The organism is Pseudomonas sp. NPDC087342, from assembly GCF_044744265.1.
Classification (GTDB): Bacteria; Pseudomonadota; Gammaproteobacteria; order Pseudomonadales; family Pseudomonadaceae; genus Aquipseudomonas; species Aquipseudomonas nunensis.
The window spans coordinates 22,359-42,773 of the sequence record NZ_JBIUXZ010000031.1 but is presented as its reverse complement, the minus strand read 5'-3'; the positions used below and the strand labels follow the sequence as shown (position 1 = coordinate 42,773).

Genomic DNA, 20,415 nt, shown 5'->3' with positions numbered 1-20,415 from the left:
CTATTGGGCGTTGCCATCCGGGGTCTCCAGTTAGTCTTGCAAGATTGCGCAGCAGTCCCATTCGGCCAAAAACTGGTCGGTTGTAGTGGCAGTCGCCACGCGTAGTGAGTTGAGTGCGAAGGTCTGATCCACACAAAACCTGTGGCGAGGGGGCTTGCCCCCGTTGAGGTGCGAAGCGCCTCCAAATGGGACTGCTACGCAGTCCAACGGGGGCAAGCCCCCTCGCCACAGTAACCGGGGTCTATTCGCGCGGGTCGATCTGATCCAGCACTCGATTCGCGGTGATTTCCGCCAGCATCACGCTGTTTGAAATGCCCAGCAGGGCATTGCGCGAACTGCCGTCCAGCAGGTCTACCAGGTTATGGACCATTACGTCGACCGAGGCCAGGGTTTCGACAAGGTAAGCCATCAGGGTTTCGCGGGTGGCTTCGGGGCTTACGGCAAACAGGCTGCCGGGTGTGCGCGGGGTGGCTTTGATGTCGGCGAATGAGGGGATGTCGCGTGGTTTTGCTTCGGGTTGTTGCGGAGATGTCGGATCGGTTTCTGGCGGATCGGGGGTAATTTTAGACATACGCTATTTTCTCTAATTGAGTGCCAACTCTCCTGCTGCTAAACGAGAGGGAGGCAGCTGTGCGCAGGTTAGCAGACCGGGGAAACTAGCAAAGCCGGCGCGCCCGAAGGCGCCCTGCGCACAGCCACCATCGAGTGCAGGCATGGGAAGGCCTGACTGACGGAGCTTGCGCTACTCACTAGATACCCTGGGCTGCTAAACCCGATCACTGATGGGCAGTGACAGGAATCAAATTACCGAGCAGCCCCAAAGCGCACAAGCCGGCGGATTCTGGCGTAGCCGTAGGCAACGGCGCAAGAATTTGTAGGTCTCAGGAAGTTACTTCGAGCGTTTTTAAACAGGGACTTTGCGGCGATGTTTAATGGTCTGACAGACAGTGACTACGCGGGCGTGGCTTAGTCCGTCTTCGCGGGCAAGCCTCGCTCCTACATGGGAATGCGTTTCTCCTGTAGGAGCGAGGCTCGCCCGCGAAGAGGCCCGCCCGGGTACCACAAATCCCGAACAACAAAAAACCCGCTGATCTGCATCAGCGGGTTTCTCATTTCAGCAGCCAGGAAGATCAGAAATCCTCCAGCCGCCACACTTCATAAGCCGGCGTCTCATAGGGATGGCTCAGTTTCAACGCAGACACCGCGGCCACGATCAACTCATCCGCCACCACCAGCTCAACTTTCCATTCCTCAACCTGCTCGACCTGCCCCGCTTCGCCAATAAACGGCTGGCTGCCGTCCAGTGGACGAAACTGGCCCAGGCCCAACACCTGCCATGCGCAGTGATCATAAGCGCCGATCCGTCCGCCACCGGCGGCGAATACGGCACTTTTGACCTGTTCCACATGACTGGCCGGAACAAAAAAGCAGAGCTTGTACACAGCTATCAGTTAACCCAGACGCGCGCATTACGGAACATACGCATCCAAGGTGCGTCTTCGTTCCAGTCTTCCGAGCGCCACGAGTTCTGCACGGCGCGGAACACACGTTCCGGGTGCGGCATCATGATGGTTACGCGACCGTCGCGGCTGGTCAAACCGGTGATCCCGCGCGGCGAGCCGTTCGGGTTGGCCGGGTATTTCTCGGTGACCTTGCCGTGGTTGTCGACGAAACGCATGGCCACGCAACCCGACAGATCGGCTTCCAGCAACGCTTCTTCGCTGGCGAACTCGGCATGACCTTCACCGTGAGCGATGGCGATCGGCATGCGCGAACCGGCCATGCCTTGCAGGAAGATCGAGTTCGACTCCTGGACCTGGACCATCGCGACGCGGGCTTCGAACTGCTCGGAACGGTTACGCACGAAGTGCGGCCAGAACTCGCTGCCCGGGATCAGCTCGTGCAGGTTGGACATCATCTGGCAACCGTTGCACACGCCGAGGGTGAAGCTGTCGTTACGTTCGAAGAAGCCCTGGAACGCATCGCGAGCGCGGCTGTTGAACAGTGCGGATTTGGCCCAGCCTTCACCGGCACCCAGTACGTCGCCGTAGGAGAAACCGCCGCAAGCGACCATGCCCTTGAAGTCGTTCAGGTCGACACGGCCGGCCAGAATGTCGCTCATGTGCACGTCAATCGCGTTGAAACCGGCGCGGTCGAACGCGGCAGCCATTTCCACCTGACCGTTGACGCCCTGCTCACGCAGTACGGCAACCTGTGGGCGGATGTTTTTCTTGATGTAAGGCGCGGCGACGTCCTGGTTGACGTCGTAGCTCAGCTTGACGCTCAGGCCCGGGTTGTCTTCTTCCAGCAGCACGTCGAACTCTTGCTCGGCGCAGTCGGCGTTGTCACGCAGACGCTGGATCTGGTAGCTGGTTTCAGCCCAGGTACGTTGCAGCAGACGACGCTGGCCTTCGAAAACGGTTTCGCCGTTGAAGGTGATGTTGATCTGGCCGTTGTTCATCGGCTGACCGATCACCGACACGCAGTCGCCCAGACCGGCTGCGCTGAATTGCGCGAGGATGTCTGGAGTAGCGTCCTGGCGAACCTGGATCACAGCGCCGAGCTCTTCGTTGAACAGGATCGCAGCGATGTCGGCGGAAGTTTCCGCCAGGCCATCGAGGTTCAGGCTCAGACCGCAGTGACCGGCGAAGGCCATTTCCACGGTGCTGGTCAGCAAACCACCGTCGGAACGGTCGTGGTAAGCCAACAGGTGACCGTCGGCATTGAGGCCCTGGATCACGGCGAAGAAGGCTTTCAGGTCTTCGGCATCATCGACGTCCGGCGCTTGCGAGCCGAGCTTGCCGTGAACCTGGGCCAGGATCGAGGCGCCCATGCGGTTCTGACCACGGCCCAGATCGATCAGGATCAGGTCGGTGGTGCCTTTGTCCATGCGCAGTTCCGGGGTCAGGGTCTGACGGATGTCAGCCACTGGCGCGAAACCGGTCACGATCAGGGACATTGGCGAAGTGACAGTCTTGTCGACGCCTTCGTCGTTCCAGCGCGTGGCCATGGACATCGAGTCCTTGCCCACCGGAATGGTAATGCCCAAGTCCGGGCACAGTTCCATGCCGACCGCTTTCACGGTGTCGTACAGACGCGCGTCTTCACCCGGGTGACCGGCGGCGGACATCCAGTTCGCCGACAGTTTGATGTCGGAGATCTTGTTGATGCGCGACGCGGCAATGTTGGTCAGGGTTTCGCCGATGGCCATGCGGCCCGACGCCGGAGCGTCGAGCAAGGCCAGCGGAGTGCGCTCGCCCATGGCCATGGCTTCACCGGTGTAGACGTCGAAGCTGGTGGCGGTGACGGCAACGTCGGCCACCGGAACCTGCCACGGGCCGACCATTTGGTCACGGGCCACGAGGCCGGTGATGGTGCGGTCGCCGATGGTGATCAGGAAGCTTTTGCTCGCGACAGCCGGGTGATGCAGAACGCGCTCGACGCAGTCGGCAATGTCTAGCGTCGACGGATCGAAGTCGTCGCCCAGTTCGTTTTCACGAACGGCCGAACGGTGCATGCGCGGAGCTTTGCCCAGCAGCACTTCGAGCGGCATGTCCACCGGGCTGTTGCCGAAGTGGCTGTCGGTGACCGTCAGTTGCGGCTCGGCAGTGGCTTCGCCGACTACGGCAAACGGGCAACGCTCACGTTCGCAGATCGCCTGGAAGCGTTCGAAGTCCGCCGGGCCAACCGCCAGAACGTAGCGTTCCTGAGATTCGTTACTCCAGATTTCGTGCGGGGCCATGCCCGGCTCGTCGTTTGGAATGTTGCGCAGTTCGAAGCGACCGCCACGGTTGCCGTCGTTGACCAGTTCCGGGAAGGCGTTGGACAGACCGCCCGCACCCACGTCGTGGATGAAGCTGATCGGGTTGTTTTCACCCAGTTGCCAGCAACGGTCGATGACTTCCTGGCAGCGGCGTTCCATCTCAGGGTTTTCGCGCTGTACGGATGCAAAGTCCAGGTCCGCCGAGCTGGTGCCGGTGGCCATGGAGGAAGCAGCGCCGCCGCCCAGGCCGATCAGCATCGCCGGGCCGCCGAGGACGATCAGCTTGGAGCCGACGGTGATCTCGCCTTTCTGTACGTGTTCGGCACGGATGTTACCCATACCGCCGGCCAGCATGATCGGCTTGTGGTAACCGCGAACTTCGTCGCCACGCGGGGTGGTGATCGACTGTTCGAAGGTACGGAAGTAACCGGTCAGGGCTGGACGACCGAATTCGTTGTTGAACGCGGCGCCACCCAGTGGGCCTTCGATCATGATGTCCAGCGCGGTGACGATGCGCTCAGGCTTGCCGTACGGCACTTCCCACGGCTGTTCGAAGCCCGGGATTTGCAGGTTGGATACGGTGAAACCGGTCAGGCCAGCCTTCGGCTTGGCGCCACGACCGGTTGCGCCTTCGTCACGAATCTCGCCACCGGAACCGGTGGACGCGCCCGGGAACGGGGCAATCGCGGTCGGGTGGTTGTGAGTCTCGACTTTCATCAGGATGTGCACCGGTTCCTGCACCGCGCCGTACTGGCGGGTTTCAGGGTCCGGGAAGAAACGGCCGGCGACGTTGCCGACGATTACCGAGGCGTTGTCCTTATAAGCCGACAGAACGCCTTCGCTGTGCATCACGTAGGTGTTCTTGATCATGCCGAACAGGCTTTTTTCCTGGCTCTGGCCGTCGATGTCCCAACTGGCGTTGAAGATCTTGTGACGGCAGTGCTCGGAGTTCGCCTGGGCGAACATCATCAGTTCGATGTCGTGCGGGTTGCGCTTCAAGCCGACGAAGGCGTTGACCAGGTAATCGATCTCGTCTTCGGCCAGGGCAAGGCCCAGCTCGGTGTTGGCTTTTTCCAGCGCGGCGCGGCCGCCACCCAACACGTCAATCGCGGTCAGGGGCTTGGGCTCGGCATGGCTGAACAGGCCGGCAGCCTGTTCGAGGTTGCCCAATACGATCTGGGTCATGCGGTCGTGCAGCACATCGGCAATCAGCTGCGCGTCGGCGTCGCTGAACTGGCCAGCCACGTAGAACGCGATGCCGCGTTCCAGGCGCTGGATTTTGCTAAGGCCGCAGTTGCGAGCGATATCGCTGGCTTTACTGGACCATGGCGAAATGGTGCCGAAACGCGGCAACACCAGGAAAAGACGTCCGGTCGGTTCTTGCACCGGGACACTTGGGCCGTACTTCAGAAGGCGCGCAAGCACCTGCTGTTCGTCGCCGGTCAGGACGCCGGTGACTTCGGCGAAGTGAGCGAATTCAGCATACAAGCCGCTGACAGCCGAAACTTTCTGGCTCAGTTGCTCAAGGAGTTTGCTGTGGCGAAAGGCAGAAAGGGCAGGAGCGCCGCGCAGGATCAACATCTTCGGGACAGCCTCGGGAAGGGGTGTGCTTTGAGGCCGTGCATTCTAGCCTAAACAGCTCGCGACATCACCCGAAACGGTACGGGCGGCATGACCCGGACGTCGGGCCGGGTATCGGAGGCCGGAACGGGTGCTTATCAGGGGTTATTTTTTCTGTCACAAAATGCGCTTTCGGCCCATTCCTGCGGGCTCCGGACGGGTTTTCGACTCTCTAGCAGACTCGCCCTTCTCTGTCGAGATATGGCGCTTGCGGTCCTTTGCGTATACTGCGCAGATGTTTTCCCCAACGGCTTTGCGTCCGCGGTACGCCAAATGGCTGATCGCAACCGGACTCTTCCTGATGCTCAGTGGCTGTGTTGATAAACCCAACACGCTGGAGCGCGTAAAGGAGGATGGCGTGCTGCGGGTGATTACCCGGAACAGCCCCGCCACCTACTTTCAGGATCGCAACGGTGAAACCGGCTTCGAATACGAGCTGGTGAAGCGCTTTGCCGACGATCTGGGGGTCGAGCTCAAAATCGAGACGGCTGACAACCTCGACGACCTGTTCAATCAGGTGGGCAAGCCTAACGGCCCGGTGCTGGCTGCTGCCGGTCTGGTCAGCAGCGAGCAACGCAAGAAGCAGGTACGGTTTTCCCACTCCTACCTGGAAGTCACCCCGCAAGTCATCTACCGCAACGGCCAGTCACGGCCAACGGATGCCGGTGACCTGGTCGGCAAGAAGATCATGGTGCTCAAGGGCAGCACCCACGCCGAACAACTGGCGGAGCTGAAAAAGAAATATCCCGGTATTGAGTACGAAGAGTCTGACGCGGTTGAAGTCGTCGACCTGCTGCGGATGGTGGACGAAGGCCAGATCGACCTGACCCTGGTCGACTCCAACGAAGTGGCGATGAACCAGGTTTACTTCCCGAACATCCAGGTCGCTTTCGACCTTGGTGACGCCAGCAACCAGAGCTGGGCCGTGGCCGCCGGGGAAGACAACAGCCTGCTCAACGAGATCAACGCCTACCTCGACAAGGTGCAGAAAAACGGCACCCTGCAACGCTTGAAAGACCGTTATTACGGTCACGTCGACGTCCTCGGCTACATGGGCGCCACCACCTTCGCCCAGCACTTGCAGCAACGCCTGCCCAAATACGAACAGCACTTCAAGAACTACGCCAAGAAAGAGAAAGTCGACTGGCGCCTGTTGGCGGCGATCGGTTATCAGGAATCGCTGTGGCAACCGGCGGTCACGTCCAAGACCGGCGTGCGCGGCCTGATGATGCTGACCCAGAACACCGCGCAAGCCATGGGCGTATCGAATCGTCTCGATCCCAAGCAGAGCATCATGGGCGGCGCCAAGTACCTGGCTTACATGAAGGATCAACTGGACGAGTCGATCCAGGAACCGGACCGCACCTGGTTTGCCCTGGCGGCCTACAACGTCGGCAGCGGCCACCTGGATGACGCGCGCAAGCTGGCGGCCAAGGAAGGGTTGAACCCGGACAAATGGCTGGACGTGAAGAAGATCCTGCCACGGCTTTCCGAGAAGAAGTGGTTCAGCAAGACCCGCTATGGCTACGCCCGGGGCGGCGAGCCGGTGCACTTCGTGGCGAACATCCGTCGCTACTACGACATCCTGACCTGGGTGACCCAGCCGCAGCTTGAAGGCGATCAAGTGGCCGAAGGCAACCTGCACGTGCCAGGGATCGACAAGACCAAGCCGAATCAGGAAACGCCACCGCTTTAGATCTTTGGTGTTTTCAATGACGCCTTCGCGGGCAAGCCTCGCTCCTACAGGTTTGTGTCGAACCACCATTGTGTGTTCGACGCGTCCTTGTAGGAGCGAGGCTTGCCCGCGAAGGCAGCCCCGCCTATCTCAACCTTTGAGTGCAGCAGCCAGGATCAACGCCTTCATCTCCGACACCGCTGACTTGAACCCGACAAACAACGCATGCGCCACCAGCGCGTGGCCGATGTTCAGTTCGTTGATGCCCTTGATCGCCGCCACTGCTTCGACGTTGTGGTAATGCAGGCCGTGACCGGCATTAACGATCAAGCCCTGGGTTAGGCCAAACGCCACGCCATCGGCTACGCGCTTTAGCTCTTCAGCCACGTTGGTCGGTGTCTCGGCATCGGCGTAACGGCCGGTGTGCAGCTCGATGGCGGGTGCGCCGACACGTTTGGACGCCGCAATCTGCCGCTCGTCAGCATCGATAAACAGCGACACTTCGCAACCGATCTTCGACAAGCGCTCCACCGCAGCCTTGATTCGCGCTTCCTGCCCGGCCACGTCCAGGCCACCTTCGGTGGTCAGTTCTTGACGGGTTTCGGGCACCAGGCAAATGTGCGCCGGACGGATGCGCTCGGCGAACGCCATCATTTCTTCGGTGACGCCCATTTCGAAGTTCATGCGGGTTTGCAGCACATCCTTGAGCAGCAGCACGTCGCGCTCCTGGATGTGTCGGCGGTCTTCGCGCAGGTGCACGGTGATGCCGTCAGCGCCCGCCTCTTCCGCATCCAGTGCTGCCTTGACCGGATCCGGGTAACGCGTGCCCCGGGCCTGACGCAGGGTGGCAACGTGGTCGATGTTCACGCCAAGAAGAATGCGATTGCTGGTGGTCACGGAAGCGCTCCTGAAGAAGAGGAAATTCGGTGCACAGCATACACGGGGATTTTACGGCTTTCGAAACAACTCTCGGGAAACCAGCGGCCGACCGCCCAGATGCACGGCCAGTGCCTGACGCATCAGACGCTTGGCGGCCGATAGCGCGCCAGGAGCAGACCAATCGGCTTCGGCCATGGCCAGCAATTCGGTGCCGTTGAACAGACCGGGTTGCAGCAGGTAGACGCGCTCCAGACCCGCATCCACCTGCAAACGATAGAGCCCGTCCGGGGCGATGGGCTCGCCATTGATGTCGGTGTTCAGCGCGAAGCCGTAGCCGAGATCGTCCAGCAAGCGCCATTCGAAGGAGCGCAACAGCGGTTCCAGCGGACGGCCCTCCGCCAGTGCGAGCAAGGTCGCCGCGTAGTGATCGAACACGCCGGGGTGCGGATCTTCGGCCGGCAGCAGGCGAATCAGCAGTTCATTGAGATAGAGACCGCTGAACAGCGCTTCGCCGACCAGCCATGTAGAAGTTCCCGAGCTTTCCATGCGCCCGACATTCTTCAGCTCGCCTCGCCCACGGAATTCGACTTCCAGCGGTACAAACGGCCGCGCCAGCGTCCCGGCCTTGCCCCGCGCACTGCGCAACACCGCCCGCAGCCGACCTTGCGGCGTGAGGAAATCCACCAGCGCACTGGTTTCCCGGTAGGCGCGGCTGTGGAGCACGTAGGCGAGTTGGCCGATTGGCTGGGACATGGAGCTCTCAATGGCGGAACGCAGTTTTTACAAACAACCCAAAACCAAATGTGGGAGCGAGCCTGCTCGCGAAGGCGATGTAACAGTCAACAATAATGCTGAATGTTACACCCTCTTCGCGAGCAGGCTCGCTCCCACAGGGGCTCCCTTATGTATCAGGAACCGGGTGTTACAGGTCGCCATACCCCAACGAACGCAGGGCGCGTTCGTCGTCGGACCAGCCGCCTTTCACTTTCACCCAGAGGTTGAGCATGATCTTGGAGTCGAACAGCAACTCCATGTCCTTGCGCGCCTCGGTGCCGATGCGCTTGATGCGCTCGCCCTTGTCGCCAATGATGATCTTCTTCTGGCCATCGCGCTCGACGAGGATCAAGGCATGGATATGCAGGGTTTTGCCCTGCTGCTTGAATTCTTCGATTTCGACGGTGATCTGGTACGGCAGCTCGGCGCCCATCTGGCGCATGATTTTTTCGCGCACCAGTTCAGCGGCGAGGAAACGGCTGCTGCGGTCGGTGATCTGGTCTTCCGGGAAGAAGTGCTCGTTCTCCGGCAGGTAACCAGCGATCACGCGCTCCAGCGCTTCGAGGTTGTGCCCGTGCTGGGCCGAGATCGGCATGATCTGCGCGTTCGGCAGCTGTTCCTGCAACCAGCTCAGGTGCGGCATCAGCTCGGCTTTGTCTTCGATGCGGTCAGTCTTGTTCAGCGCCACGATCAACGGGCCGGTCACGTACTGGACGCGCTCGAGGACCATCTGGTCTTCGTCGGTCCACTTGGTGCGGTCAACCACGAAGATCACCACGTCGACGTCTTTCAACGCCGCCGAAGCGGTCTTGTTCATGTAGCGGTTCAGGGCTTTCTCGCCACCTTTGTGCATGCCCGGGGTATCGACGTAGACGGCCTGGATGGCGCCTTCAGTCTTGATGCCCAGCATGTTGTGACGGGTGGTTTGCGGTTTGCGCGAGGTGATCGCCAGCTTCTGACCCAGGATGTGGTTCAGCAGCGTGGACTTGCCCACGTTGGGACGGCCGACGATGGCAACATAGCCACAGCGTGTTGCGGTTGTATCAGTCATTGCCATTCTCCACACCCAGGGCAATCAGTGCTGCGGCGGCCGCTACCTGTTCGGCAATACGACGACTCACACCCTGACCTCGGCTTTTTTCGTTCAGTAAGGTGATTTCGCATTCGACGAAGAAGACTCGGCAATGCGGCTCACCCTGGATATCCACCACTTCGTAACGTGGCAGCTCACAGCCCCGGGACTGCAGGAATTCCTGCAGGCGGGTTTTCGGATCTTTGTTGGTGTCGACCAGGGTCAGGCCCTCGAACTCCCCGGTCAGCCAGGCCAGCACGCGTTCGCGCGCCATGTCCATGCCGGCATCCAGGTAGATCGCACCAATCAGCGCTTCCAGGGCATCGGCCAGAATCGATTCGCGACGGAAACCGCCACTCTTCAATTCACCGGAACCCAGACGCAGGTAATCGCCCAGATCAAAACCACGGGCCAGTACGGCCAGGGTCTCACCTTTCACCAGGCGCGCGCGCAAACGCGACAACTGGCCTTCGCGGGCCAGCGGGAAGCGATCGAACAGCGCCTCGCCGGCAACGAAGTTGAGGATGGCATCACCGAGGAATTCCAGGCGCTCGTTGTTGCGCCCGGCAAAGCTGCGGTGAGTCAGGGCCAGGACCATCAGTTCCTGATCCTTGAAGGTGTAGCCGAGCTGACGCTCTAGACGACTTAAGGAGACGCTCACGGTTTACCCACGCTGAGTTCGTGGTTGGATTCCACCGCCATCGCCGTGATGCGGCGCAGGCTTGGGACAATTAACGCTGTGTTCAAAAATAACGTCCTGAATATCATTGGCTTCATGCCTTCGGGGTCGATTGTGGCGACTCCAGAAATGCATTCGGCGCTGTGTTCAACAGCGCCGTGTGTGATTACTTGATCAGGCCAACCCGCGAGAAATTCGGCAGGTGACTGAGTTTAGGTTCCGGCCAGCTCATCCAGACTGCGAAGGCCTTGCCGACGATATTCTTGTCGGGAACCATGCCCAGCAGATCCTTGGGAATCGTTGGATCATCCCAGTAGCGACTGTCGTTGGAGTTGTCGCGGTTGTCGCCCATCATGAAGTAGTGCCCGGCAGGCACGGTCCAGGTATGGTCCGGCGTTGCGCGGTAGCGGCTCATTTCCTTGCGGATCAAGTGCTCGGCCGCGCCGAGTTTTTCCTTGTAGAGCTCGGCACTGCCCAACGTGCCCGGCTCGGAGCCGACCAGTTGCTCGGCGATCGACTCACCGTTGACGAACAGGCGCTTGTCGGCGGTGTAGCGAATCTGGTCACCCGGCAGGCCCACTACACGCTTGATGTAGTTGACGTTCGGATCGCTTGGATAGCGGAACACCATCACATCGCCGCGCTGCGGATCACCGACTTCGATGACTTTCTTGTCCATCACCGGCAAACGGATCCCGTAGGAAAACTTGTTCACCAGGATGAAATCGCCAACGTCCAGGGTCGGCTTCATCGAGCCGGAAGGAATCTGGAACGGTTCCACAAGGAACGAACGCAGCACCAGCACGATGAACAACACCGGGAAGAACGACTTGCCGTATTCAACCAGCAGCGGCTCTTTGTTCAGTTTCTCGACCACCACCCCATCAGGCTGGCTGACGCTGCCCTGATAGGAGGCAATGGCGGCACGCCGACGCGGCGCCAGGAAAACCAGATCGAGCAACGCCAACAGGCCGCAGACGAACACGGCGATGACCAGCAACAGCGGGAAATTTAGTGACATAGGACCTAACTATCCAACCTGAGCACTGCAAGGAAGGCTTCTTGTGGAATTTCCACGTTACCGACTTGCTTCATGCGTTTCTTACCGGCCTTTTGCTTTTCCAGCAGTTTTTTCTTACGGCTAACGTCACCACCGTAGCATTTGGCCAATACGTTCTTTCTGAGTGCCTTGACGGAGGTCCGCGCAATGATCTGCCCGCCAATGGCGGCCTGGATCGCGACGTCGAACATCTGGCGCGGAATCAGTTCTTTCATCTTCTCGGTCAACTGGCGACCTTTGTAGTGCGCGTTATCCTTGTGCACGATCAGCGCCAGGGCGTCGACCTTGTCACCGTTGATCAGCACATCCAGTTTCACCAGATTAGCTGATTGATAACGATCGAAATGGTAGTCCAGCGAAGCATAGCCGCGACTGGTGGACTTCAGACGGTCGAAGAAGTCCAGGACCACTTCGTTCATCGGAATATCGTAGGTCACCTGGACCTGGGACCCGAGGAACAGCATGTCGTGCTGCACGCCACGCTTCTCGATGCACAGGGTAATGACGTTGCCCAAGTGCTCTTGCGGCACAAGAATATTGGCCCGCACGATCGGTTCACGCATGTCTTCGATCGAGGACAGGTCTGGAAGCTTCGACGGGTTATCGACGTAAATCGTTTCACCGGTTTTCAGCAACAGCTCGAAAATAACCGTCGGCGCCGTGGTGATCAGGTCCAGGTCGTACTCGCGCTCCAGGCGCTCCTGGATGATTTCCATGTGCAGCATGCCGAGGAACCCGCAACGGAAGCCGAAGCCCAGTGCGTCGGAGCTTTCCGGGGTGTATTGCAGCGACGAATCGTTGAGGGTGAGCTTTTGCAGGGCTTCACGGAAATCTTCGAAATCGTCGGAGCTGACCGGGAACAGACCGGCGTAGACCTGCGGCTGAATGCGCTTGAAACCGGGCAGCACGTCAACGTCGGGAGTGGAGCTCAAGGTCAGGGTGTCACCGACCGGTGCACCGTGAATGTCCTTGATACCGGCGATGATGAAGCCCACTTCGCCGGCCTTCAGGTCAACGGTGGCGGTGTGTTTCGGGTTGAATACACCGACGCTGTCCACCAGGTGGATCTTGCCGGTGGACTTGACCAGGATCTTGTCGCCCTTACGCACGCGACCGTGGCGCACACGTACCAGGGAAACAACGCCCAGGTAGTTGTCGAACCAGGAGTCGATGATCAACGCTTGCAGCGGATCTTCGTAGTTGCCGGTCGGCGCAGGAATGGTGTGAACCAGGCGTTCGAGTACTTCGTCGACGCCCAGGCCAGTCTTGGCGCTGCACTCGACCGCATCGGTGGCGTCGATACCGATGATTTTTTCGATTTCTTCTTTGACGCGGTCCGGATCGGCCTGTGGCAGGTCGATCTTGTTCAGGACCGGCATGACTTCCAGGCCCTGCTCGATCGCCGTGTAGCAGTTGGCAACCGACTGCGCTTCAACGCCCTGACCGGCATCGACCACCAGCAATGCACCTTCACAGGCCGCCAACGACCGGCTGACTTCATAGGTGAAGTCAACGTGGCCCGGGGTGTCAATGAAGTTCAGCTGGTACTTGATGCCATCGCGAGCGGTGTAATAAAGGGTGACGCTGTGGGCCTTGATGGTGATCCCGCGTTCACGTTCCAGGTCCATGGAGTCCAGCACCTGGGCTTCCATTTCGCGCTCGGCAAGGCCGCCGCACATCTGGATGAAGCGATCGGCCAGCGTCGACTTGCCATGGTCAATGTGGGCGATGATGGAGAAATTGCGGATATGACTCAAATCACTCACGGATCAACACTCAAAAAGGCTGCAGGCATAGCCCGCCGAAAAATAGCCGGGAATTGTACCTGATCCACGGCGCAAGCGTCACGTTCGCAGGTCAGACGGCTAATACAAAAACGCCCCGGTCTTGCGACAAGGGCGTTTTTTACGAGCGGCAAGGTCAGGGAAACCCCGTAATCAACCGGCTCGACGCAACAACCAGACCCCGGCCAAGGCACAAACACTGGCCGGCACCAGCACCGCGAACAGCGGCGAGAAACCGAACACCAGGCTCGAAGGCCCCAGCAGATCCTGGACGATACGGAAGGTGAAGCCCACCAACACACCGGTAAACACCCGCTGACCAAGGGTCACCGAACGCAAAGGGCCGAAGATGAAGGAAATCGCCATCAGCACCAACGCGGCGGTCACCAGCGGTTGCAACACCTTGACCCAAAATGCCAGCCAGTAGCGACCGTTGGCCAGGCCCTGGTCAGCCAGGTAATGGATGTAGCCCCACAAGCCGCTGATCGACAGCGACTCAGGCGCCATTACCACGGTGCTCAGCAACTGCGGGCTCAAGGCCACTTCCCAGCGCTCGACCGGCGTGTTGACCACTTCAGTATTCTTTTCATGGAACAGCGTGGTGGTCACTTCGCTCAGCTGCCAGTGATCCTTGTCGAACTCCGCGCGCTTGGCGAAGCTCGCCGACAGCATGTGACGCTCTTTGTCGAAGTGGTAACGGGTCACGCCATACAACAGGCCATTAGGCTGCACGGAGTTGACGTGAATGAACTCGTCACCCTGGCGGTGCCACAGGCCGTGCTTGGCGCTTTGCGCATCACCACTGCCCTGGGCCAGCGAACGGTTGGCCTGGGCGGTGACTTCGGTGGCTGGCGCCACGTACTCGCCAATCAGCACACCGACCACCATAAGGATCAGCATCGGCTTCATGACCGCCCAGACAATCCGACCGATCGACACGCCAGCGGCGCGCATGATGGTCAGTTCGCTGTTGCTGGCCAGGCTGCCGAGGCCGATCAGGCAACCGATCAGCGCCGCCATCGGCAACATGTCGTAAAGACGCCGTGGTGCGGTGAGCAGCACGTAGCTCAGGACATCCAACAAGGTGTAAGTGTCGCTGGCGTCGCCCATTTCATCGATGAAGGCAAACAGTGTCGCCAGACCGAGAATAATCCCCAGCACTGCCAGGATCGCGACAAATACGCTGCTACCAATGTAGCGATCGAGCTTAACCACGAGCCACCTCCAGCGCGTCGCGGCGACTCGCCCGTTTCAAGCGCATCGGCTCCCAGTAGAGCAAGACCAGGCCAATGGCAAGGAAGATCCCGTGCACCCACCACAAGCCCAGCGCTGGCGGGATCTTGCCCTTCTCGAGGGCGCCGCGAGCGGCAATCAGGATGGTCAGGTAAGCCATATAAAGAAGAATCGCCGGCAGCAACTTGAGGAAACGGCCCTGGCGCGGGTTGACGCGCGACAGCGGCACCGCCATCAGGGTCACGATGAAGACCAGCAACGGCAAGGACAGGCGCCATTGCAGCTCGGTGCTTGAGCGGATGTCATCACTGCCCACCAGGGAGCTGGTGGGCATTGCATCACGGTCGGTCACTTCGTCACTGACGTCAGGCTTGGGCAGCAAAACGCCGTACTCGTCGTACTTGATCTTCCGGTAGTCGGCCTGCCCCGGATTACCGTCGTAGCGGTAGCCATTGTCGAGAATCAGGTAGCGGTTGCCGTCAGGGCGGATTTCCTGACGGCCCTTTTGGGCCACCAACACGGAAATCCCGCGATCCTTCTGGTCGGACGAAATATTCTTTTGCGAAATAAACACGCCGCCCAGATTGACGCGGTCATCGGTCAGGGTTTCGGTGTAGGTCACCCGCGTACCGTCGCGCAATGCCTGGAAGCGACCGGGCTCCAGGGTATCGAATTCGGTCAGGGCGTCCTGCTTGTTCAGCAGCAACTGGAACTGATTGGCCCCTTGTGGCGCCAGGCTCAGGCTCAGCCACGCAACTACCAGCGCCACCAGGGTGGCTGGAAACAGGGTGATACGAAACAGACGCTGCTGGCTCATGCCGGTGGCCGACAGCACGGTCATTTCGCTTTCCAGGTACAACCGGCCATACGACAACAGGATCCCGAGGAACAGGCCCAATGGCAGGATCAGTTGGAGGAAGCCCGGCAGGCGAAAGCCCATGATCAGGAACAAAGAACCCGGGTCCAGTTGGCCCGAAGCCGCCTGCGCGAGGTATTTGATGAAGCGACCGCTCATGATGATGACCAGCAGCACGGCGCTGACGGCGCTCAAGGTCAACAGGACTTCGCGGGATAGATAACGGAAGACGATCAAACCAGACACTCCAGGGTTGTCAGGCTAAGGCGGCCAAACAAACAAACGTATCAGCCGGCCCGCAAGGCAGGGCCGCCGAAAAAGATGGCGCATTATCCTGTGATTGGGTGCGCCTGTCACTGCGCAAGCTCAAGCACGTGCCCAAAGCACCGAAGATCGTACAACCGAGGGTTGTCAGGCGCCGGTGGCGAGGTTCAAACTGCGGCCTTTGTCGCGGGCCGTGACCTGCGTCTTTCTATCTATATAAGCAGGCGTTTGCGCACACCGTCGAACGCCGCGTGTTGACCATTAATTCAGGGACCCGGACATGGAACTGGTTGTAAAAAGCGTTAGCCCAGAAACGTTGAAAACCGCCACTCTGGTGGTCGCCGTCGGCGAAGGCCGCAAACTCGGTGCCGTCGCCAAACAGCTCGACGAACTGAGCGGTGGCGCCATCAGCGCCGTACTGAAGCGCGGCGACCTGGCCGGCAAAGTCGGCCAGAGCCTGTTGTTGCACAGCCTGCCGAACCTCAAGGCCGACCGCGTGTTGCTGGTGGGCGTGGGCAAGGATGAAGAGCTGGGCGACCGCCCGTTCCGTAAAATCATCGCCGGCATCCTCAACACGCTCAAAGGCTTGGGCGGCAGCGATGCCGTGCTGGCGCTGGACGAAGTCGTGGTCAAAGGTCGCGACAGCTACGGCAAGACCCGCCTGCTGGCCGAAACCCTGGTAGACGGCGAATACACCTTCGACCAGTTCAAGAGTCAGAAAGCCGAACCTCGCGCCCTGAAGAAAGTCACCCTGGTGACCATCAAGGCTGCACAAGCAGAAGTTGAGCGCGCCGTGGCCCACGCCACCGCAATCGCCAACGGGATGGCGTTTACCCGTGACCTGGGCAACCTGCCGCCGAACATCTGCCACCCGACGTTCCTCGGCGAACAAGCCAAGAACCTGGGCAAGGAATTCAAAAGCCTGAAAGTCGAAGTCCTCGATGAGAAGAAGATCAAGGACCTGGGCATGGGCTCGTTCTACGCTGTAGGCCAGGGCAGCGCCCAACCACCGCGCCTGATCGTCATGCAATACAACGGCGGCAAGAAATCCGAGAAGCCGTACGCACTGGTCGGCAAGGGCATCACGTTCGACACCGGCGGCATCAGCCTGAAACCGGGTGCCGGCATGGATGAAATGAAGTACGACATGGGCGGTGCCGCCAGCGTGTTCGGCACCCTGCGTGCCGTGCTCGAACTGAAACTGCCGATCAACCTGGTGTGCATCCTGGCTTGCGCCGAGAACATGCCGAGCGGCAACGCTTCGCGCCCTGGCGACATCGTCACCACCATGAGCGGCCAGACCGTGGAAATCCTCAACACCGACGCCGAAGGCCGTCTGGTGCTGTGCGATGCACTGACCTACTCCGAGCGCTTCAAGCCACAGGCCGTGATCGACATCGCGACCCTGACCGGCGCTTGCGTGGTTGCGCTGGGTGCTCACACGTCCGGCCTGCTGGGCAACAACGACGAACTGATCGGCCAACTGCTGAGCGCCGGCCAATCGGCTGACGATCGCGCCTGGCAACTGCCGCTGTTCGATGAGTACCAGGAACAGCTGGACAGCCCGTTCGCCGACATCGCCAACATCGGCGGCCCGAAAGCCGGGACCATCACCGCTGCCTGCTTCCTGTCGCGCTTCACCAAAAATCTGAACTGGGCGCACCTGGACATCGCCGGCACCGCCTGGACCAGCGGCGGCAAGGACAAGGGCGCCACTGGCCGTCCGGTTCCATTGCTGACCCAATACCTGCTGGACCGCGCCAAAGCCTGAAACCGATGACCCTGGGCGGCGTTGCTCTCGGGCAACGCCGCTCATGGCTCAGGAACCGCAATGACCAAAGTCGACTTCTATATCCTGCCCAGCGCCGATCCGTCAGCGCGGCTGGACTTTGCCTGCAAGCTCACCGAAAAAGCCTGGCGCATGGGGCACCGCATCTACCTGCATTGCAGCGATGCCGCCCAGCGTGAGGACCTCGATGCGCGGCTGTGGGCGTTCAAGGGTGAAAGTTTCGTGCCCCACGGTCCCGCCGAAAGCGAGCCGGATAGCTTGATTGTCCTGGGCCTGGGTGATGACTGCGGTCCGCATCAGGATCTGCTGGTCAATCTGGACCTGAAAGTCCCGGCCTTCGCTAACAAATTCGCCCGGGTGGCGGAAGTGGTGGTGGAAGATCCGACGATCCGGGCGGCTGCGCGTGAGAGTTTCCGTTTCTACCGCGAACAGGGCTATCCTCTGCAAGATCACCGTTTACAGCGACTCTGAGCATTCCGATGGACACTCCAAAACCGCCACAAAAGTCCGCGCACCTGCTGGATGACCTTGAGTCGATCCGCCAACTGCTCGGTGATGACAACCTGCAACCGCCATTGTTGACCGACACGGTCAATGAAGACGAACAGGAACAGATTCCGATGCTGTTCGAAACGGCAGGCGCCACGCCTGACGCCGTCGAACCGCCTCACGCCCCTGCCGCGCAACCGGCAGCGGCCGCCAGCAAGGGCCCCGACGCCCTGCTGCACCTGGACAGCGAACTGCGCGCCGCCGCGCAATTGATCATGCAAGACGTGATCGATGACTTCGCCCCGCACATCGAAACCGAGATCAAGCGTCGCCTTGATGCGCGGATGGAGCGGTTGCTCAGCCAGTACGAGTAACCGCTATCCCTTGTGGGAGCGAGCTTGTGTGGCGAGGGGGTTTACCCCCGTTCGGCTGCGAAGCAGTCGTAAAAAAAACCGGGCATGGAAAGGGACCGCTTCGCGCTCCAACGGGGGTAAACCCCCTCGCCACAATCCGCCCCTGCTCGCCCTCGGCCCCATGCCCCGCTATACTCGTCGGCTTTTCCTGAATTGATGCCAATAGGGTCCCGCCGCGCATGGATAAGACCTACCAGCCGCACGCCATTGAAACTTCCTGGTACAACACCTGGGAGTCCGAGAACTACTTCGCCCCGCAAGGCGCGGGCGAGTCCTACGCCATCATGATTCCGCCGCCGAACGTCACCGGCAGCCTGCACATGGGTCACGGCTTCAACAACGCGATCATGGACGCCCTGATCCGTTTCCGCCGCATGCAGGGTCGCAACACCCTGTGGCAGCCGGGCACCGACCACGCAGGTATCGCCACGCAAATGCTGGTGGAACGCCAACTTGAAGCCCAGGGCCAGAGTCGTCACGACCTGGGCCGCGAGAAATTCCTCGAGAAAATCTGGGAATGGAAGGATCAGTCCGGCGGCAACATCAGCCGTCAGATCCGCCGCCTCGGCTCGTCTGTCGACTGGAGCCGCGAGCGCTTCACCATGGACGACGGCCTGTCGGAATCGGTGAAAGAAGCCTTCGTACGCCTGCATGAAGACGGCTTGATCTACCGCGGCAAGCGTTTGGTCAACTGGGACACCAAGTTGCACACGGCGATTTCCGACCTCGAAGTGGAAAACCACGACGAGAAAGGTTTCCTGTGGAACCTGAAGTACCCGCTGGCCGACGGCGCCAAGACCGCTGAAGGCAACGATTACCTGATCGTCGCGACCACTCGCCCGGAAACCATGCTCGGCGACGCCGCCGTGGCCGTTAACCCGAACGATGAACGCTACAAAGCCCTGATCGGCAAATTCGTCGAGTTGCCGCTGGTCGGCCGCCGCATCCCGATCATCGCCGACGATTACTGCGATCCTGAATTCGGCACCGGCTGCGTGAAAATCACCCCGGCCCACGATTTCAACGACTACGAAGTCGGCAAGCGCCACAACCTGCCGCTGCTGAACATCTTCGACAAGAACGCCGCCGTACTGCCGGCCTGTCAGGTGTTCAACCTCGACGGCACGCTGAACGAAAGCATCGACGGCAAGATTCCTGCCGAATACGCCGGCCTCGACCGTTTCGAAGCACGCAAGCAAATCGTTGCTGCTTTTGACGCTGCCGGCCTGCTGGTCAGCGTTGACGATCACGGCTTGAAAGTACCGAAGGGCGATCGCTCCGGCACCATCATCGAGCCGTGGCTGACCGACCAGTGGTACGTATCGACCAAACCATTGGCCGAACCTGCGATTGCTGCCGTTGAAGACGGCCGCATTCAGTTCGTGCCGAAACAGTACGAAAACATGTACTTCTCGTGGATGCGCGACATCCAGGATTGGTGCATCAGCCGTCAACTGTGGTGGGGCCACCGGATTCCGGCCTGGTACGACGAGTCGGGCAAAGTCTACGTCGGTCGCGACGAAGCCGAAGTGCGCGCCAAGCACAACCTCGGCCCGGACGTTGCGCTGCAACAGGACAACGACGTTCTCGACACCTGGTTCAGTTCGGGGCTGTGGACTTTCTCCACCCTGGGCTGGCCTGAGCAGACCGAGTTCCTGAAGAAATTCCACTCCACCGACGTGCTGGTGACCGGTTTCGACATCATTTTCTTCTGGGTCGCCCGGATGATCATGCTCACCATGCATTTGGTGAAGAACGAAGACGGCACGCCGCAAGTACCGTTCAAGACTGTTTATGTTCACGGTCTGGTGCGCGATGGCCAGGGCCAGAAGATGTCCAAGTCCAAGGGCAACGTCCTGGACCCACTGGACATCATCGACGGCATCGAGCTGGAAGAACTGGTGCAGAAACGCACCTCCGGCATGATGCAGCCGAAACTGGCGAAGAAGATCGAGAAGCAGACCCGCGACGAGTTCGCGATTCCCAAGCCGATCATCACTGCTTCCGGCTCGGCCTGGTACGACCTGATCGCCGAATCCTTCGAAGCCCAGAACGCCAGCGGACG

Annotated in this window: 16 protein-coding genes; 5 read left to right on the top strand and 11 right to left on the bottom strand. The window is 60.2% G+C overall.

Going from position 1 to position 20,415, the window contains the following annotated elements:
* Positions 1-241 precede the first annotated feature (241 nt).
* The 3 genes from ACIOYV_RS30790 to purL form a co-directional block, all read right to left on the bottom strand.
* On the bottom strand, positions 242-571 hold the full coding sequence (locus ACIOYV_RS30790; protein WP_401329906.1) for a DUF6124 family protein: 330 nt from the start codon (positions 569-571) through the stop codon (positions 242-244).
* Between the two features lie 559 nt (positions 572-1,130).
* Complete coding sequence (locus tag ACIOYV_RS30785; protein WP_401329903.1) at positions 1,131-1,442, bottom strand: NGG1p interacting factor NIF3; 312 nt, start codon at positions 1,440-1,442, stop codon at positions 1,131-1,133.
* A gap of 5 nt (positions 1,443-1,447) precedes the next feature.
* The gene (purL, locus tag ACIOYV_RS30780; RefSeq protein ID WP_163908619.1) at positions 1,448-5,344 is read right to left on the bottom strand and encodes a phosphoribosylformylglycinamidine synthase; all 3,897 of its coding nucleotides are present in this window, start codon (positions 5,342-5,344) and stop codon (positions 1,448-1,450) included.
* 274 nt (positions 5,345-5,618) lie between these two features.
* On the opposite strand from purL, the gene mltF reads away from it, so the two are divergent.
* Positions 5,619-7,079 (top strand): membrane-bound lytic murein transglycosylase MltF, encoded by a 1,461-nt coding sequence (gene mltF, locus ACIOYV_RS30775; RefSeq protein ID WP_054054772.1) that lies wholly within the window; start codon positions 5,619-5,621, stop codon positions 7,077-7,079.
* A gap of 129 nt (positions 7,080-7,208) precedes the next feature.
* Here the strand turns inward: mltF and pdxJ are convergent, their stop codons facing one another.
* The 8 genes from pdxJ to lptF form a co-directional block, all read right to left on the bottom strand.
* Positions 7,209-7,955, bottom strand: a complete 747-nt coding sequence (gene pdxJ, locus ACIOYV_RS30770) for a pyridoxine 5'-phosphate synthase (RefSeq protein WP_401329899.1) — start codon at positions 7,953-7,955, stop codon at positions 7,209-7,211.
* Positions 7,956-8,006: 51 nt separating this feature from the next.
* Complete coding sequence (recO, locus tag ACIOYV_RS30765; protein ID WP_163908615.1) at positions 8,007-8,690, bottom strand: DNA repair protein RecO; 684 nt, start codon at positions 8,688-8,690, stop codon at positions 8,007-8,009.
* Positions 8,691-8,859: 169 nt separating this feature from the next.
* On the bottom strand, positions 8,860-9,762 hold the full coding sequence (gene era, locus ACIOYV_RS30760; RefSeq protein ID WP_054054777.1) for a GTPase Era: 903 nt from the start codon (positions 9,760-9,762) through the stop codon (positions 8,860-8,862).
* On the bottom strand, positions 9,755-10,444 hold the full coding sequence (gene rnc, locus ACIOYV_RS30755; protein WP_054054779.1) for a ribonuclease III: 690 nt from the start codon (positions 10,442-10,444) through the stop codon (positions 9,755-9,757). Before rnc ends, era begins: the two co-directional genes overlap by 8 nt.
* A 184-nt stretch (positions 10,445-10,628) precedes the next feature.
* Positions 10,629-11,483 carry a signal peptidase I gene (lepB, locus tag ACIOYV_RS30750; protein ID WP_054054781.1) on the bottom strand — a complete coding sequence of 285 codons (855 nt, stop codon included), beginning with the start codon at positions 11,481-11,483 and terminating at the stop codon, positions 10,629-10,631.
* Positions 11,484-11,488: 5 nt separating this feature from the next.
* Entirely contained in the window at positions 11,489-13,288 is a 1,800-nt protein-coding gene (gene lepA / locus ACIOYV_RS30745) for a translation elongation factor 4 (protein ID WP_054054783.1), read from the bottom strand.
* A gap of 171 nt (positions 13,289-13,459) precedes the next feature.
* A complete protein-coding gene (gene lptG, locus ACIOYV_RS30740; protein WP_163908611.1) occupies positions 13,460-14,521 on the bottom strand; it encodes an LPS export ABC transporter permease LptG in 1,062 nt (353 codons plus the stop codon).
* Positions 14,514-15,632: an LPS export ABC transporter permease LptF gene (gene lptF / locus ACIOYV_RS30735; RefSeq protein WP_401329893.1), complete on the bottom strand. Its 1,119-nt coding sequence runs from the start codon at positions 15,630-15,632 to the stop codon at positions 14,514-14,516. Before lptF ends, lptG begins: the two co-directional genes overlap by 8 nt.
* A gap of 307 nt (positions 15,633-15,939) precedes the next feature.
* On the opposite strand from lptF, the gene ACIOYV_RS30730 reads away from it, so the two are divergent.
* The 4 genes from ACIOYV_RS30730 to ACIOYV_RS30715 form a co-directional block, all read left to right on the top strand.
* The gene (locus ACIOYV_RS30730; RefSeq protein WP_054054790.1) at positions 15,940-17,430 is read left to right on the top strand and encodes a leucyl aminopeptidase; all 1,491 of its coding nucleotides are present in this window, start codon (positions 15,940-15,942) and stop codon (positions 17,428-17,430) included.
* Between the two features lie 60 nt (positions 17,431-17,490).
* Positions 17,491-17,919, top strand: coding sequence for a DNA polymerase III subunit chi (locus ACIOYV_RS30725; RefSeq protein ID WP_401329889.1), 429 nt, complete (start codon positions 17,491-17,493; stop codon positions 17,917-17,919).
* Positions 17,920-17,927: 8 nt separating this feature from the next.
* Complete coding sequence (locus ACIOYV_RS30720; RefSeq protein WP_401329886.1) at positions 17,928-18,311, top strand: DNA polymerase III subunit chi; 384 nt, start codon at positions 17,928-17,930, stop codon at positions 18,309-18,311.
* Between the two features lie 218 nt (positions 18,312-18,529).
* Positions 18,530-20,415 (top strand): valine--tRNA ligase (locus ACIOYV_RS30715; RefSeq protein WP_401329883.1); only part of this gene is annotated, 1,886 nt, incomplete at its 3' end.

Excerpts from the sequence above, each read along its gene's own strand:
- ACIOYV_RS30790 (WP_401329906.1), bottom strand. The coding sequence starts at position 571 with ATGTCTAAAATTACCCCCGATCCGCCAGAAACCGATCCGACATCTCCG.
- purL (WP_163908619.1), bottom strand. The coding sequence starts at position 5,344 with ATGTTGATCCTGCGCGGCGCTCCTGCCCTTTCTGCCTTTCGCCACAGC.
- mltF (WP_054054772.1), top strand. The coding sequence starts at position 5,619 with ATGTTTTCCCCAACGGCTTTGCGTCCGCGGTACGCCAAATGGCTGATC.
- recO (WP_163908615.1), bottom strand. The coding sequence starts at position 8,690 with ATGTCCCAGCCAATCGGCCAACTCGCCTACGTGCTCCACAGCCGCGCC.
- era (WP_054054777.1), bottom strand. The coding sequence starts at position 9,762 with ATGACTGATACAACCGCAACACGCTGTGGCTATGTTGCCATCGTCGGC.
- lepB (WP_054054781.1), bottom strand. The coding sequence starts at position 11,483 with ATGTCACTAAATTTCCCGCTGTTGCTGGTCATCGCCGTGTTCGTCTGC.
- ACIOYV_RS30730 (WP_054054790.1), top strand. The coding sequence starts at position 15,940 with ATGGAACTGGTTGTAAAAAGCGTTAGCCCAGAAACGTTGAAAACCGCC.
- ACIOYV_RS30725 (WP_401329889.1), top strand. The coding sequence starts at position 17,491 with ATGACCAAAGTCGACTTCTATATCCTGCCCAGCGCCGATCCGTCAGCG.
- ACIOYV_RS30720 (WP_401329886.1), top strand. The coding sequence starts at position 17,928 with ATGGACACTCCAAAACCGCCACAAAAGTCCGCGCACCTGCTGGATGAC.